Origin of the sequence: Oscillibacter sp. PEA192 (assembly GCF_003574015.1) — a bacterium.
GTDB classification, from domain to species: Bacteria; Bacillota; Clostridia; order Oscillospirales; family Oscillospiraceae; genus Oscillibacter; species Oscillibacter welbionis.
In genome coordinates this window covers 993065-1007922 of sequence record NZ_AP018532.1, presented here as the reverse complement: position 1 = coordinate 1007922, position 14858 = coordinate 993065, and the positions used below count along the sequence as shown (strand labels likewise).

9 protein-coding genes and 1 pseudogene are annotated in these 14858 nt (G+C 63.2%); 2 read left to right on the top strand and 8 right to left on the bottom strand.

Features of this window, described 5'->3' with window-relative positions:
- Window positions 1-170: 170 nt before the first annotated feature.
- The 7 genes and pseudogenes from rpoC to DN611_RS04805 form a co-directional block, all read right to left on the bottom strand.
- The gene (rpoC, locus tag DN611_RS04830) at window positions 171-3956 is read right to left on the bottom strand and encodes a DNA-directed RNA polymerase subunit beta' (RefSeq protein WP_021750742.1); all 3786 of its coding nucleotides are present in this window, start codon (window positions 3954-3956) and stop codon (window positions 171-173) included.
- A gap of 61 nt (window positions 3957-4017) precedes the next feature.
- Window positions 4018-7719, bottom strand: coding sequence for a DNA-directed RNA polymerase subunit beta (gene rpoB / locus DN611_RS04825; RefSeq protein WP_021750743.1), 3702 nt, complete (start codon window positions 7717-7719; stop codon window positions 4018-4020).
- A 344-nt stretch (window positions 7720-8063) separates the two neighbouring features.
- On the bottom strand, window positions 8064-8249 hold the full coding sequence (locus DN611_RS04820) for a hypothetical protein (RefSeq protein ID WP_021750746.1): 186 nt from the start codon (window positions 8247-8249) through the stop codon (window positions 8064-8066).
- A 126-nt stretch (window positions 8250-8375) separates the two neighbouring features.
- On the bottom strand, window positions 8376-8660 hold the full coding sequence (locus DN611_RS16430; protein WP_136891624.1) for a hypothetical protein: 285 nt from the start codon (window positions 8658-8660) through the stop codon (window positions 8376-8378).
- A gap of 87 nt (window positions 8661-8747) precedes the next feature.
- A pseudogene (locus DN611_RS17260) lies at window positions 8748-8885 on the bottom strand (hypothetical protein); the annotation flags it as partial.
- A 158-nt stretch (window positions 8886-9043) separates the two neighbouring features.
- Window positions 9044-10390 carry a 23S rRNA (uracil(1939)-C(5))-methyltransferase RlmD gene (gene rlmD / locus DN611_RS04810; protein WP_119310776.1) on the bottom strand — a complete coding sequence of 449 codons (1347 nt, stop codon included), beginning with the start codon at window positions 10388-10390 and terminating at the stop codon, window positions 9044-9046.
- 860 nt (window positions 10391-11250) lie between these two features.
- Entirely contained in the window at window positions 11251-11463 is a 213-nt protein-coding gene (locus DN611_RS04805; protein WP_021750755.1) for a helix-turn-helix domain-containing protein, read from the bottom strand.
- Between the two features lie 49 nt (window positions 11464-11512).
- On the opposite strand from DN611_RS04805, the gene DN611_RS04800 reads away from it, so the two are divergent.
- Complete coding sequence (locus tag DN611_RS04800) at window positions 11513-11791, top strand: DUF6809 family protein (protein ID WP_119310775.1); 279 nt, start codon at window positions 11513-11515, stop codon at window positions 11789-11791.
- Here the strand turns inward: DN611_RS04800 and DN611_RS04795 are convergent.
- Complete coding sequence (locus tag DN611_RS04795) at window positions 11788-13389, bottom strand: MBL fold metallo-hydrolase RNA specificity domain-containing protein (RefSeq protein WP_025545630.1); 1602 nt, start codon at window positions 13387-13389, stop codon at window positions 11788-11790. The two genes, DN611_RS04800 and DN611_RS04795, sit on opposite strands and share 4 nt — an antisense overlap.
- A gap of 179 nt (window positions 13390-13568) precedes the next feature.
- Here DN611_RS04795 and DN611_RS04790 point away from each other — a divergent pair, with 179 nt between their 5' ends.
- Complete coding sequence (locus tag DN611_RS04790; RefSeq protein WP_021750759.1) at window positions 13569-14768, top strand: hypothetical protein; 1200 nt, start codon at window positions 13569-13571, stop codon at window positions 14766-14768.
- Window positions 14769-14858 lie beyond the last annotated feature (90 nt).

The window sequence follows — 14858 nt, the reverse complement described above, 5'->3', positions numbered from 1 at the left end:
TTTAAATAAAGGGGGGCGTTGGTCATCCGCTTCTCAGCAGAACCGTTTCAGCCCCGGGCTGCGGGGCGTCTCCTTCACCCCGCCTCCCGATGCCCGGCATCTGAAAAGAGAGCCTGACCGCAAGCGGTCAGGCTCTCTCCCGGTCTTGTGTCTGCGGGATGTCCGGCGAATCACAGCTCTGCGGGAATGGGCTCCGGGGCGGCCTCAACAGGCGCCGGACCGGGAACCAACTCCTCAGCAAAGGTGTGGTAGGCCGTCAGGCCCGTGCCGGCAGGGATCAGCTTGCCGATGATGACATTCTCCTTCAGGCCCACCAGATGGTCGGCCTTGCCCTTGATGGCGGCCTCCGTCAGGACCTTGGTGGTCTCCTGGAAGGAGGCGGCGGACAGGAAGGAGTCCGTGGCGAGAGATGCCTTCGTGATGCCCATCAGCAGCTGGGTGCCTACGGCGTGGCGCAGAGGCTCGCCGTTCTCCTGCCGCTCACCGGCGGCGTTGCGGCGGTCGATCTCCTCGTTGGCGTCGTCCAGCTCCAGGACGTCCACCATAGAGCCGTCCAGCAGCTTGGTGTCGCCGGCGTCCTCCAGACGGACCTTGCGCATCATCTGGCGGACGATGATCTCGATATGCTTATCGTTGATATCCACGCCCTGCTGGCGGTACACCCGCAGGACCTCCTGGATCAGGTAGTTGTACACGGCGTCAGCGCCGCGAATGCGCAGCACCTCGTGGGGATTCAACGCACCGTAGGTCAGCTGGTGGCCGGCCTCGATCACGTCGCCGTCCTTCACCAGCAGGCCGGTGTGAGGCACCGCGTAGGTGCGGGTGTCCCCGTCAGGTGCGGTGATGACGATGTTCACCAGGCTGCCCTTGCTGGTCTCTTCGAACTTGACCGTGCCGCCGATCTCTGCCAGAGTAGCCATCCGCTTGGGCTTACGGGCCTCAAACAGTTCCTCGACACGGGGAAGACCCTGGGTGATGTCGCCGCCGGCCAGACCGCCGGTGTGGAAGGTACGCATGGTCAGCTGGGTGCCGGGTTCGCCGATGGACTGGGCGGCAATGATGCCGACCGCCTCGCCCGGACCCACAGGCTGCTGGGTGGCCAGGTTCATGCCGTAGCACTTGGCGCACACGCCGCTGTGGGCCTTGCAGGTCAGCACGGTACGGATCATGACGGTGGGGTGCTCGTCAACCGCCGGGTCGAAGGTGCAGCGGTCGCCGTCGCGGTAGTTGGCCTGGACCCACTTGTGGGTCTCCAGGATCTTGGCGTCGTTCTCGTCCATCATCTTGGTGCTGGACAGCAGCACCTCGCCGGTATCGGCGTCCACCACATCGCCCACCAGGAAACGGCCCCGGAGCCGGTCGGAGAACTTCTCGATCACCTGGCCGTTCTCGCTGATCTCGGAGACCTTGATACCGTGGGTCACGTGGCAGTCCTCCTCCCGGATGATGACATCCTGGGAGACGTCCACCATGCGGCGGGTCAGGTAACCGGAGTCTGCGGTACGCAGAGCCGTGTCGGCCAGGCCCTTCCGGGCGCCTCTGGAGGAGATGAAGTACTCCAGGGCGGTCAGGCCCTCGCGGTAGTTCGCCTTGATGGGGATCTCGATGGTGCGGCCGGCGGTGTTGGCGATCAGGCCACGCATACCAGCCAGCTGGCGGATCTGCTTCATAGAACCGCGGGCGCCGGAGTCCGCCATCATGAAAATGGGGTTATAGCGGTCCAGGTTCTTCTGCAGGGCGTCAGAGACATCGTTGGTGGTCTTCTCCCACACTTGCACCACCTGCTTGTAGCGCTCGTGCTCGGTCATGAAGCCCATCTTGTACTGGTTCTCAATGTCCAGCACCTTCTGCTCGGAGGCCGCCACCAGCTCGTACTTCTTGGGGGGCACGGTCATATCCGCGATGGAGACCGTGATGGCCGCCAGGGTGGAGTGCTTGTAGCCGGTGGCCTTGATGGCGTCCAGCACCTCAGCGGCCACGGTGAAGCCGTGCTTGTTGATGGTGCGGTCTACGATCTGGCCCAGCTGCTTCTTGCCGCAGGTGAAGGTCACCTCATAGTCGCAGACGTGGGCGGGATCGGTCCGGTCCACAAAGCCCAGGTCCTGAGGGATGTTCTGGTTGAAGATGATACGGCCGGGGGTGGACTCTACCACAGCGGTGTGGCTGACGCCGTCCACGGTCATGGTGCGGCGCACGCCGATGGGGCAGTGGGGCCCAATCACATGGTCGTTGTAGGCCATGAGGGCCTCTTCCTCGCTGGCGTAGAAGTGGAGAGGGCGGTAGGCGGCCTTCTTCTGCCCCTTCTCCAGGGCGTCGTTGGCGGCCACAAAGTCATCTGCGTCCACGATGGAGTGAGCGGTGAGGTTGGTGTCGCCGGCGTCCTCGCACCAGATGGTCTCGGCGCCCTTCTCCGCCTTGCCCATGCGGTCCATAGTCAGGTAGTAGGAGCCCAGCACCATGTCCTGGGTGGGCACGGTGACGGGGCCGCCGTCCTGGGGACGCAGCAGGTTGTTGGCGGAGAGCATCAGGATGCGGGCCTCGGCCTGGGCCTCGGCGGACAGGGGCACGTGAATGGCCATCTGGTCGCCGTCGAAGTCCGCGTTGAAGGCGGTGCAGTTCAGGGGGTGCAGCTTCAAGGCCCGGCCGTCCACCAGCACCGGCTCGAAGGCCTGGATGCCCAGGCGGTGCAGCGTCGGAGCGCGGTTCAGCATGACGGGGTGGTCCTTGATGATGACATCCAGAGCGTCCCACACCTCGGTGACGCCCTTGTCCACCATCTTCTTGGCGGACTTGATGTTGTTGGCAGTGCCGTCCTCCACCAGCTTTTTCATGATGAAGGGGCGGAACAGCTCCACGGCCATCTCCTTGGGCACGCCGCACTGATAGATCTTCAGCTCGGGGCCGACCACGATAACGGAACGGCCGGAGTAGTCCACGCGCTTGCCCAGCAGGTTCTGGCGGAACCGCCCCTGCTTGCCCTTCAGCAGGTCGCTGAGGGACTTCAGCGCCCGGTTGTTGGCGCCGGTGACGGCGCGGCCCCGGCGGCCGTTGTCGATCAGGGCGTCCACAGCCTCCTGGAGCATCCGCTTCTCATTGCGGACGATGATATCCGGGGCGTTCAGCTGGATCAGCCGCTTCAGGCGGTTGTTCCGGTTGATGACCCGGCGGTACAGGTCGTTCAGGTCGGACGTGGCGAACCGGCCGCCGTCCAGCTGCACCATGGGGCGCAGCTCCGGCGGGATAACAGGCAGCACGTCGATGACCATCCACTCCGGCTTGTTGCCGGACAGGCGGAAGGCGTCCACCACTTCCAGCCGCTTGACGATCCGGGCCTTCTTCTGGCCGGAGGCATCCTTCAGCTCTGCGTGGAGCTGGGCGGAGAGGGCCTCCAGGTCCACGTCCTGGAGCAGCTTCTTCACGGCTTCGGCGCCCATGCCGGCCTGGAAGTCGTCCTCATACTTCTCACGGTAATCCCGGTACTCCTTCTCGGAGAGGATCTGATTCTTGGTCAGCGGAGTCTCACCAGGGTCGGTGACGATATAGTTGGCGAAATACAGCACCTTTTCCAGGATCCGGGGGCTGATGTCCAGCAGCAGACCCATCCGGGAGGGGATACCCTTGAAATACCAGATGTGGGAGACGGGGGTGGCCAGCTCGATGTGGCCCATGCGCTCCCGGCGGACCTTGGCCCGGGTGACTTCGACGCCGCAGCGGTCGCAGATCTTGCCCTTGTAGCGGATCTTCTTGTACTTGCCGCAGTGGCACTCCCAGTCCTTGGTGGGTCCGAAGATGCGCTCGCAGAACAGGCCGTCCCGCTCCGGCTTCAGGGTGCGGTAGTTGATGGTCTCCGGCTTTTTCACCTCGCCATAGGACCAGGCGCGGATCTGCTCCGGAGAGGCCATGCCGATCTTAATCGCGTCAAAGGCAATGTTGTTGCCAGTGTTGTTGTCGATCATCTTGCGATTTCCTCCTTACATGATCCAGAATTGTTGAGTTGACGAACAATACGATCCTGGATCATTCGTCGTCGAAGTCCACGTCGATGTCCGCGCCGGCATCCTCCGGGGCGTCCTCGATGTCAAAGCCGGAATCCTGGAACTCCGCCTCTTCGGAGAAGGCGCGGTGCCGGTCGTCGTCGGCGTCCATCCGGGCCAGGTTGAAGGTGTCCATAGCGTCCTCGTCTTCCTTCAGTTCGATGACGTTGCCGTCCTTGTCCAGCACCTGAATGTCCAGGCACAGGGACTGCAGCTCCTTCACCAGCACCTTGAAGGACTCCGGCACACCGGGCTGGGGCACGTTGTGGCCCTTGACGATGGCCTCGTAGGTCCGGACGCGGCCGGTGACGTCGTCAGACTTCACCGTCAGGATCTCCTGCAGGGTATAGGCCGCGCCATAGGCCTCCAGGGCCCAGACTTCCATTTCGCCGAAGCGCTGGCCGCCGAACTGGGCCTTGCCGCCCAGCGGCTGCTGAGTAACCAGGGAGTACGGGCCGGTGGAGCGGGCGTGGATCTTGTCGTCCACCAGATGGTGCAGTTTCAGGAAGTACACGTAGCCCACGGTGACCTTGTTGTCGAAGGGCTCACCGGTGCGGCCATCGTACAGCACGCTCTTGCCCTCAGGATCCAGGCCCGCCTGCTGCAGCAGCTCCTGAATGTCGCTGTAAGACGCGCCGTCGAAGATGGGGGTGGCCACCTTCCAGCCCAGCTTCTGGGCGGCGTAGCCCAGATGGACCTCCAGCACCTGGCCGATGTTCATACGGCTGGGCACGCCCAGGGGGTTCAGCACGATGTCCAGCGGCGTGCCGTCGGGCAGGAAGGGCATATCCTCCTGCGGCAGGACCCGGGACACGACACCCTTGTTGCCGTGGCGGCCTGCCATCTTGTCGCCCACCTGGATCTTCCGGCGCTGGGCGATATACACCCGCACTACCATGTTCACGCCGGGCCCCAGCTCGTCGCCGTTCTCCCGGGTGAAGACCTTGGCGTCCACGATGATGCCGCTCTCGCCGTGGGGGACCTTCAGAGAGGTGTCCCGGACCTCCCGGGCCTTCTCACCGAAGATGGCCCGCAGCAGCCGCTCCTCGGCGGTGAGGTCGGTCTCGCCCTTGGGCGTGACCTTGCCCACCAGGATGTCGCCGGAACGGACCTCTGCGCCGATGCGGATGATGCCGTTCTCGTCCAGATCCTTCAGGGCGTCCTCGCCCACATTGGGGATGTCTCTTGTGATCTCCTCCGGGCCCAGCTTGGTGTCCCGGGCGTCGATCTCGTACTCTTCGATGTGGATGGAGGTATACAGGTCCTCCCGCACCAGACGCTCGTTCAGCAGCACGGCGTCCTCGTAGTTGTAGCCCTCCCAGGTCATGAAGCCAACCAGGATGTTCTGGCCCAGGGCGATCTCGCCCTGCTCAGTGGCGGGGCCGTCCGCCAGGACGGTGGGATCCACGGTCTGGCCGTTCTCGTCGGTGCCCCAGCCGTGAACCCGCTCGCCCACCTCCACGATGGGCCGCTGGTTGATGCAGGTGCCGTGGTTGGACCGGAGGAACTTGGTCAGCTTGTAGTCCTTGACCTCGCCGCTGTCGTACTTGACGGTGATGTGGCGGGCGTCCACAGAGGTCACCACGCCGTCGCCCTCCGCCAGGACAGCGATCTCAGAGTCGATGCAGATCTTGTGCTCCATGCCGGTGCCCACAATGGGCGCGTGGGGACGCAGCAGAGGCACGGCCTGACGCTGCATGTTGGCGCCCATCAGGGCGCGGTTGGCGTCGTCGTTGGGCAGGAAGGGGATCATGGCCGTCGCGATGGAGACCATCATCCGGGGGGACACATCGATGTAGTCCACCCGCTCCTTGTCCACCTCCACGATCTCGTCCCGGTGCCGGGCCGTGATACGGGCGTTGATGAGGCAGCCGTTCTCGTCCAGAGGCTCAGCAGCCTGGCCGACGATGTAGTTGTCCTCCTCGTCGGCGGTCATATAGACAATCTCGTCGGAGACGTGGAAGGTCTCCTTGTCCACCGCCCGGTAGGGCGCCTCAATAAAGCCGTACTCATTGATCCGGGCATAGGTGGCGAGATAAGAGATCAGGCCGATGTTGGGACCTTCAGGGGTCTCGATGGGGCACATGCGGCCGTAATGGCTGTAATGGACGTCGCGGACCTCCATGCTGGCACGCTCGCGGGAGAGGCCGCCGGGGCCCAGGGCGGAAAGACGCCGCTTGTGGGTCAGCTCCGCCAGGGGGTTGGTCTGATCCATGAACTGGCTCAGGGGGCTGGAGCCGAAGAACTCCTTGATGGCGGCAGTGACGGGGCGGATGTTGATGAGGCTCTGGGGGGTGACCACATCCAGGTCCTGGATGGTCATGCGCTCCCGGATTACCCGCTCCATCCGGGAAAAGCCGATGCGGAACTGGTTCTGCAGCAGCTCGCCCACGCAGCGCAGGCGGCGGTTGCCCAGGTGGTCGATGTCATCCTTCACGGAGATGCCCCGGGCCAGGCCGTTCATATAGTTGATGGAGGTGAGGATATCATCAATGATGATATGCTTGGGCACCAGATCGGCCCGGTGCAGGCGGATCTGGTCCTTCAGCTCCTCGCCGCTGTACTGGCCCAGCAGCTCCTGCAGCACGTCGAAGCGCACCCGCTCCTTGATACCGCACTCGGCCAGGGGATCGAAGTCCACATAATGGCTCAGGTCGCACATCTTATTGGACATGACCCGCAGGGGCGCTCCCTCCACGTCGATGGTGACCTCTCCCACGCCGACCGTATCCAGCAGGCGGGCATCGTCCTTGGTCAGCAGATGGCCCTCATCAAACAGGAGCTCACCGGTGGCAGGATCTGCCACGGGATAGACCAGCTTGTAGCCGGGGATGCGCTGCCACAGGGACAGCTTCTTGTTGAACTTGTACCGGCCCACGGTGGACAGGTCGTAGCGCCGGGGGTCGAAGAACAGGTTGTGGATCAGGGTCTCGCTGGCCTCCACCGTGGGGGGCTCGCCGGGACGCAGGCGCCGGTAGATCTCCAGCATGGCGTCCTCGTAGTTCTTGCAGGGGTCCTTCTCCAGGGTGGTGACGATGCGGGGATCGTCGCCGAACTGGTCCAGGATCTCCTGGTCCGTCTTCAGGCCCAGGGCCCGGATCAGGCAGGTGATGGGGAGCTTGCGGTTCTTGTCGATGCGGACCCAGAAGACCTCGTTGGCGTCGGTCTCATACTCCAGCCAGGCGCCCCGGTTGGGGATGACAGTGGAGGTGAGGATGGGCAGGTCGGTCTTGATGTCCGTCTCCTTGCCGTAGTACACACCGGGGGACCGGACGATCTGGGAAACCACGACGCGCTCGGCGCCGTTGATAACAAAGGTGCCGGAGTGGGTCATCAGCGGGAAGTCGCCCATGAAGATCTCCTGCTCCTTGATCTCCTCGGTCTCCTTGTTCCGAAGGCGGACCTTCACCTTCAGCGGCGCGGCGTAGGTGGCATCCCGGGCCTTGCACTCCTCCACGTCGTACTTGGGCGCCTCATCCATCTTGTAGTCGATGAAGGTCAGCTCCAGGTTGCCCTGATAGTCCGTGATCGCGCCCACGTCGTTGAACACCTCCCGGAGGCCGGTGTCCAAAAACTCCTGGTAAGACTTCTTCTGGATCTCCAGAAGGTTGGGCATGGGCATGACTTCCTCGTGCCTGGCGAAGTTCTTACGAAGGGTCTTTCCGTAGTACTTGTCTTTGGCCATCTTCTCATTCACCTTTCTTCTGTGCGCCCCGCCCTGTCCTGCCGGGCGCGTGGTTTTTCGGGTGGCGCGGCCAGGAATGATACGCACGGTATCGTTGTTAAAATTCCTGCATCCCGCTCTTGCATTGTTCTGGGAAATATGCTATCGTTATCTCAACGATAAAAAATGGCGGAATATCCTCTGCCATCATATAAGCGTCTTATTTTACCATGGTTTTTTTCCTCTGTCAAGGGGAATTTCGTTGCGGTTGGGGATTTCTTCCAGCCGTTTTTTGTTGCCCTGTGGCGGAAAAAACGCAGAAAAGGGCCCCATCCATCTGGATGGGGTCCTTTTTATGCTCTGGATTACTCGTAGAGCTCTTCGTCGGCGTAGTCGTCGTACTCGGAGCCGAATTTCCGGGCCAGCCGCTTCTTCATACCGCTGTATCCCACGCTGAGGTCATGCCAGCCGCCGATCAGCAGGCAGATAACCGCTGCGAATGCCAGGCTGGCGCCGATGATCTTCAAGACCATGCTTGCCGTTTTGTTCATAATACTCCTCCTGTTTCGGTTCTCTGGCAGTGACCGCCCTGATTTGTGATTTATCATACACCCTCAAACTGTGTTTGACAACTGTTTTATTCTTCAGTCCTTGCGGAATGATCTCTTTTGAGATATTTATGTTGGCTCCTTCTCACCAGTCTCTTCTTCAGGCAGCGTCCTCCGCCAGGCGGCAAACTTTTTCTGTTCCTCCGGGTCCAGAATCCATTTTTGCAGGATCATCATGCGGGAGAGCGGCGCAAGAAAGCTGCCATGCATCGCACAGTTTTTGACAATATAGTCTCGAATATACGCATCCTCTTCCAGCCGGGTCAGCCGCAGCGCGGCAAATCGCTCCTCCACAAGGTTCTGGTCCACTCCCAGAATCTCCGCCGCCTTTTTCATATCCCTCCGAAGCACCATGGAATAGTTCTCATGCGTCCGCTTATACCGGACCCACGCGAAAAAGAGCTTCGCGTCCGTCGTATCCGGAGATTCCGCGTGACATTGCGGACACAGCAGAAAATAATTCTCGGGTTTATCCTCTCCATTCAGGGACTTTTCCAAAATATGGGACCGCTGTAAAAGTGTGTCTCCATTCCAAAGTCCGCTGAGTGTCCGATGTGTCCCCTGTTGATACGGCGGCATCTGACAAGCCCAGCAAAAAATCTCATCAGGAAATTCTGTTATGGAAAGTGCGTCGTCCTCCTTCGTGCACGCGGACACCGGCTTGATTTCAAATTTTTTCGTGATGGCTTTGTCTTTCCAGTAGTCATAAATCCGGAATTTTGAAACTGCCATTTTGGTCAACTCCTCTCCAGCAGCACCACGCTCTCAACATGCCGTGTGGCGGGAAACATGTCCACTGCACAGGCCCGGACGGCCCGGTAACCCAGCTCTCCGAACCGCTTCACGTCCCGGCCCAGCGTGGCGGGGTCGCAGGAGACATACACCACCCGCTCCGGCCCCATGGCCGCGATGGAGCCGATCACCTCCGGCGCCAGCCCTTTCCGGGGCGGGTCCACGGTGATGACGTCCGGCCGCAGGCCCTCCGCCTCCAGCCGTGCGGCTGTCTCAGCCGCGTCGCCGCAGAAGAATTCCGCGTTTTCAATGTGGTTCCGGGCGGCGTTCTCTTTGGCGTCCCGGATGGCCGCCGGCACGATCTCCGCGCCGATGACCCGTCCGGCCCGCTTCGCCAGGCACAGTGTAATGGTGCCGATGCCGCAGTACAGGTCCAGCACCGTCTCCCGCCCCGTCAGGCCGGCATAATCCAGGGCCTTGCCGTACAACGCTTCCGCCTGATCCCGGTTCACCTGGTAGAAGGACGGCACCGACAGCTTGAACTCCAGGCCGCAGAGGGTGTCCATCAGATAGTCCCGCCCCCAGAGGGTGCGGTACTTCTCCCCCAGGATCACGTTGCCCCGCTTCGTGTTGCTGTTCACCAGCACCCCCGCGGTGTGGGGCACGGTGGCGCAGACATAGGCGGCCAGCTCCGGCTCCCGGGGGGCCTGCCTGCCGTTGATTACCACACAGCAAAGGCTCTCGCCCTTCCGATTCACCCGGACGTACACGTGGCGCACCAGTCCCTTTCCGGTGGCCTCGTCGTAGGCGGGGACCTTGTAGCGCCGCATCCACTCCCCCACCGCCGCGGCGGTTTTGTCCGCCGCCTCGGGCTGGATCAAGCACCGCTTCACCGGCACCACCTGATGGGACCGGGCCCGGTAGAAACCGATGGCGCCGTCCGCGCCCACGGGGTACTGGCTCTTGTTGCGGTAGTGGAGGGGGTTCTTTGCCCCCAGGATCTCCTCCACCCGGATGTCTGCGCCCCCCAGGCGGGTCAGGGCGTCCTGGACCCGCTGGCGCTTGGCCCACAGCTCCTCGGGGTACGTCAGGTGCTGGAAGTCGCACCCGCCGCACCGGCCGTAATCGGGGCACTCGGGCTGGGCCCGGTCGGGAGAGGGCTTGTGGATCTTCACGATCTCCCCTGCGGCGGCGGTCTTCATCACCTTGGTGATTTTCAGGTCGATGGTCTCCCCCCGGACGGCCTGAGGGACGAACACCACGGCGCCGTCCAGGCGGACGATGCCCAGGCCCTCGCTGGAGTAGGATTCCACCGTGCCGGTGTAGATGCGGTTTTCATGAAGTCGATCCATAGATACCTCCGGGGGGTGCGTCCCATTGGACGCAGGGATTCAGCCATGGCGATGGCTAGGCAGATGCGCCCCCCATTCTCTTTTTGGTCTTACCCAAAAAGAGAACGCGCCGCGCCCGGTGTAAGAGAAAAAGGCGCTTTGGCCGCAACTTTGCACGTGCGTGCAAAGTTGCTGTACGGGGGTCGGCATGAGATGGTGCCTGCGGGTCTGCGATGGCTCCCCGACGGGCGCGGCGGGGTGCGGTACAGGCTTGATGGCGGATTCCCGCGGCGCGGGTGCGTCTTGGGTCGGGGTGCAAGGACGCATTTGACCAGCTCCTCTTTCCGCGCGTTCCGCTTCGCTACGCGCTACCCGGGTGGTCGTAGGGGTTTATGCTTTCGGGCGGATGCCCACATCCGCCCGTTGCACCAGTTCCCGCGCGGGACGGCCAGCGGCAGCGAAAAGAGAAGCAGAGACAATGCGATAACCACCCCGACGACCTCCGCACCATCCGCCACGGGACGGCAGTCCCAGAAATTGCAGAAGATGATAGCGTGCCCGAAGGCAGGCCAAAATCGGCGCTTGCACCGATCCGCCGACCCCCGTCGCGCGGAGGCGCGAACGCGCCGGAGCGCGTCTAAGCGGTCTTTTCTTTTGGACCGTGCACGGCCCGTTTCTCTTTTGGCAAGACCGAAAGGGGCCCCCGCCGCGCCCCGCGCGGTGGGGAGAGGAGGAGCAAGGGAGCAGGCGCAGTTTTCGCCGCAGGCGGAAACGGAGCTGAGCGGACTTTGCGACGACGACAATGGGGGGTGCATCCCGCTGGACCAGCCCCCTGCGGGAGCAGAATCCCCCGTGGCCGCCGGACGGCGGCCCATCCCATGTTACCCCCGCACGTCGCTCCGCCCCAGCAGATAATCTGTGGTCACGTCGAAGTAATCCGCCAGGGCCACCAGTCCCTCGTAATCCGGCCGGCGAGAGCCGCCCTCATAGTTCTGGTAAGACCTCAGCTTGATACCGAGGAAATCGGCCATCTTTGACTGGGTCACTTTCTTTTCTCTCCGCAGTTCGCGCAGTCTCTCCGCAAATTTTATCATAAAAACTCTCAAACCCCTTGACACGCACAATATGGGTGTATATAATGATATGTACAAAATGGGTGCTATGGTGATCGCTATGTCGGATGCAATGGAAATTTTATATGCCTATGCCAAGGAGGAGCTCCTCCCCTCCTATCTCCCCTCCCCGGAGTACCGGGAAGTCTCCCGCCTGACCGCCCGCCTGTCCCTGCGGCTCCGGGACCTGCTTCCGGACGACGACTGGAACACCGTCGAAAAATACGAGGATGCGGCGGCGCAGCTCCACAGCATGGAGCTGGAGGCCGCGTTCCAGGCCGCCTTCTCTCTGGCAAGGGAGCTGCCTTAGCTCTCCCACTTCTCCAGCAGCTGCCGCAGCTGGTCCGCGAACCGGGCCAGGGACTTGTTGTCCCGCCCGCGGCTGCGCTTGATGCTCTCCATAAGCATGTTGCCCACGGCCACCAGCCGCTCGTAGGCCGCGCTGGCCCGCATACCGCCGGTGGTCCTGGCCTTCCGCTCAGGCAGGTAGCCGGGCTCGGTCACCTTGTCGGCGATCAGGTCGTACACCTCCGTGTACTGGGGCGCGTGGGCGGTGAAGCCCAGGCCCTGGATGGTCTTGGCGAAGAAGGGCGCCACCTCCCGGTCCCCGTGGACCACGAACACGTGCTGGGGCTTGGGGGCCTGGATGGCCTGGATCCAGGAGAGCAGGTGGTTCCGGTCCGCGTGGGAGGAGAGACCCTGGAAGTTCACGATCTGCGCATGGACGGCGATCTCCTCGCCGAAGAGCTTCACGCTCTTCACACCCTCCAGCAGGGCGCGGCCCAGGGTGCCCTCCCCCTGGTAGCCCACGAACACCACGGTGCACTCCGGCCGCCAGAGGTTGTGCTTCAGGTGGTGGCGGATGCGGCCCGCGTCGCACATGCCGGAGGCGGAGATGATGACCTTGGGGGTGGGGTCCATGTTCAGCATTTTGGACTCCTCGCTGGTCTCCGTCATGCGCAGGTTGGTGAAGTTGAACATGTGGGTGCCGTCCTGCACCAGCTCCAGCGCCGCCTCATCCAGATAGCCCCGCAGGTCGCCGGTGAAGATGGTGGTGGCCTTCTTGGCCAGGGGGGAGTCGATGTACACGGGGAAGTCCGGGTCGCTCTTCACCATCCCCTTGTCCTTGATCTCCCGGATGAAGTACAGTAGCTCCTGGGTGCGGCCCACGGCGAAGGAGGGGATCACCACGTTGCCGCCCTTGGCGATGGTCTCGTCGATGATCTTCGCCAGATCGTCGGTGTAGCTCCACACCTCCGTGTGGTTGCGGTCGCCGTAGGTGGACTCCATCACCACGTAGTCCGCGCCGGTGAGGTAGGTGGGGTCCCGGATGATGGGCTGGTCCACATTGCCGATGTCGCCGGAAAAGACGATCTGTTTGGTGATGCCGCCCTCCGTGGCGGTGACGAGGATGGAGGCGGAGCCCAGCAGATGGCCCGCGTCCACGAACTCCACCCGGACGCCCTCGCACAGGTCCAGGGGCTGGTTGTACTCGCAGGTGGTCATGTACTGGCTCACCCGCTGGGCGTCCTCGATGGTGTAAAGGGGCTCCACCCGGGGGGCGCCGGACCGCTCCGCCTTGCGGTTCTTCCACTCCGCGTCGGACTCCTGGATGTGGGCGGAGTCCTGGAGCATGATGTCCATGAGATCCGCCGTCAGCCGGGTGGCGACGATCCGGCCCTGGAAGCCCTGCTTCACCAGCATGGGGATCCGGCCGGTGTGGTCGATGTGGGCGTGGGTCACCAGGACGAAGTCGATGTCGTTCGCGGCAAAGGGAAAAGCGTCGTTGGACACCTCGTCCCGCCCCTGCTGCAATCCGCAGTCCACCAGGATGCGCCTGCCGTTGACCTCCAGACAGTGGCAGCTGCCGGTGACGCACTGGTCGGCGCCGTAAAAGCTGAGCTTCATGGGGGAACCTCCTTTTTTGCTCCTCCCCGCCGCGGCGGCGGGTGGGGCTTTTTTGTCAGTTTAACACAAAGGAGCGGGCGGGGCAAGGGGCGGCGGGGATTCCGGCGGATTTTGTAACCACTTTTGCCTTGCTTTCCCCCGCGCGGACCGGTATGCTGGGATAAAAGGAGGTGGCCGGGATGGCAGAGCGGAAGACGCTGCTGATCCCCTCCCTGCTGGACGATTGGTTCCCCCTGCTGCAGTACGCCTTTACGTCGGAGGAATGGGAGCCGGTGCTGCTGACGGAGGACGATCCCCATCTGGCGGAGCTGGGGCTGAAATATTTCCACAATGAGCTGTGCTATCCGGTGTTCCTGGTGGCGGGGCAGGTGCTGTCCGCCCTGCGGTCCGGGCGGTACGACCCGGCCCGGTGCGGGGTGCTGTTCGGCCAGGCGGGGGACGAGTGCCGGGGCTCCTGCGGCATCCGCCTGCTGCGGCGGGTGCTGGACCGGCTGGGCTACGGCCGGGTGGAGACCCTGAGTCTCAATGTCCGGGGCATCGACCGGGGCACCGGGCTGCCCATCACCGCCGCCATGGTCCGCCGCTGTCTGGCCGCTGCCGTGTGGGGGGACACGCTGGCCCTGCTGCGGAACCAGACCCGGCCATACGAGGCAGTCCCCGGCACGGCGGAGGCACTCTGGCGCCGCTGGACGGAGGACCTGGGACAGGATCTGGCGGGGAATCGAGGACTCACCCGCCGGGAGATCCTGCGCCGCTGCCGGGAGATGGCGGCCGAATTCCGGGCGGTGGAGCGGGTGCCCCGTGAAGTCCAGAAGGTGGCTATCGTGGGGGAGATCTACACGAAATACTGCCACCTGGGCAACTGGAATTTGGAGCGGTATCTGGCGGCGGAGCACTGCGAGATCGGCGTGGGCGGCATCACCTGGTACGCCCTGTACTACATGGACGGCCACGCCCTGAAAGGCTCCGCCCCTGCCCGGCGGGTGTATCGGCTGCTGGCGTCGTACCTGGCGGAGATCCAGCGGGATATGCTGTCGATTTTGAATCAGGCGGGCTATCATGCCCTGCCGCCGCTGCCGGAGCTGAAGCGGCAGGCGGAGGGGTATGCTCCCCTGCGGGTGACGGTGGCGGATGGGTGGCTGATCGCTGCCGAGGCCGTGGGCTGGGCCCGGCTGGGATACCGAAAAATTCTCTGCGTCCAGCCCTTCGCCTGCCTGCCGGGCCACATCTTCGGCAAGGGGCAGTACGCCGCCCTCCAGCGCAAGCTGCCGGGCGCCCGGCTGGTAAGCGTGGACTACGACGCCTCCACCGGCGAGGGCACGGTCCTCAGCCGCATCCGGATGCTGCTGGACGAGGAGCTGGATCCGGAGCTCCTATGACTGGGCAATCGATTGCCCGGTCGGGAAGCGTTTGTTTCTTTTCGCTGATTTCCCCGCCGCGTCCTGTCGAAAAATCATGGCTTCTGCCGG

Excerpts from the sequence above, each read along its gene's own strand:
- rpoC (WP_021750742.1), bottom strand. The coding sequence starts at position 3,956 with ATGATCGACAACAACACTGGCAACAACATTGCCTTTGACGCGATTAAG.
- rpoB (WP_021750743.1), bottom strand. The coding sequence starts at position 7,719 with ATGGCCAAAGACAAGTACTACGGAAAGACCCTTCGTAAGAACTTCGCC.
- DN611_RS04820 (WP_021750746.1), bottom strand. The coding sequence starts at position 8,249 with ATGAACAAAACGGCAAGCATGGTCTTGAAGATCATCGGCGCCAGCCTG.
- DN611_RS16430 (WP_136891624.1), bottom strand. The coding sequence starts at position 8,660 with ATGGTGCTTCGGAGGGATATGAAAAAGGCGGCGGAGATTCTGGGAGTG.
- rlmD (WP_119310776.1), bottom strand. The coding sequence starts at position 10,390 with ATGGATCGACTTCATGAAAACCGCATCTACACCGGCACGGTGGAATCC.
- DN611_RS04805 (WP_021750755.1), bottom strand. The coding sequence starts at position 11,463 with ATGATAAAATTTGCGGAGAGACTGCGCGAACTGCGGAGAGAAAAGAAA.
- DN611_RS04800 (WP_119310775.1), top strand. The coding sequence starts at position 11,513 with ATGTACAAAATGGGTGCTATGGTGATCGCTATGTCGGATGCAATGGAA.
- DN611_RS04795 (WP_025545630.1), bottom strand. The coding sequence starts at position 13,389 with ATGAAGCTCAGCTTTTACGGCGCCGACCAGTGCGTCACCGGCAGCTGC.
- DN611_RS04790 (WP_021750759.1), top strand. The coding sequence starts at position 13,569 with ATGGCAGAGCGGAAGACGCTGCTGATCCCCTCCCTGCTGGACGATTGG.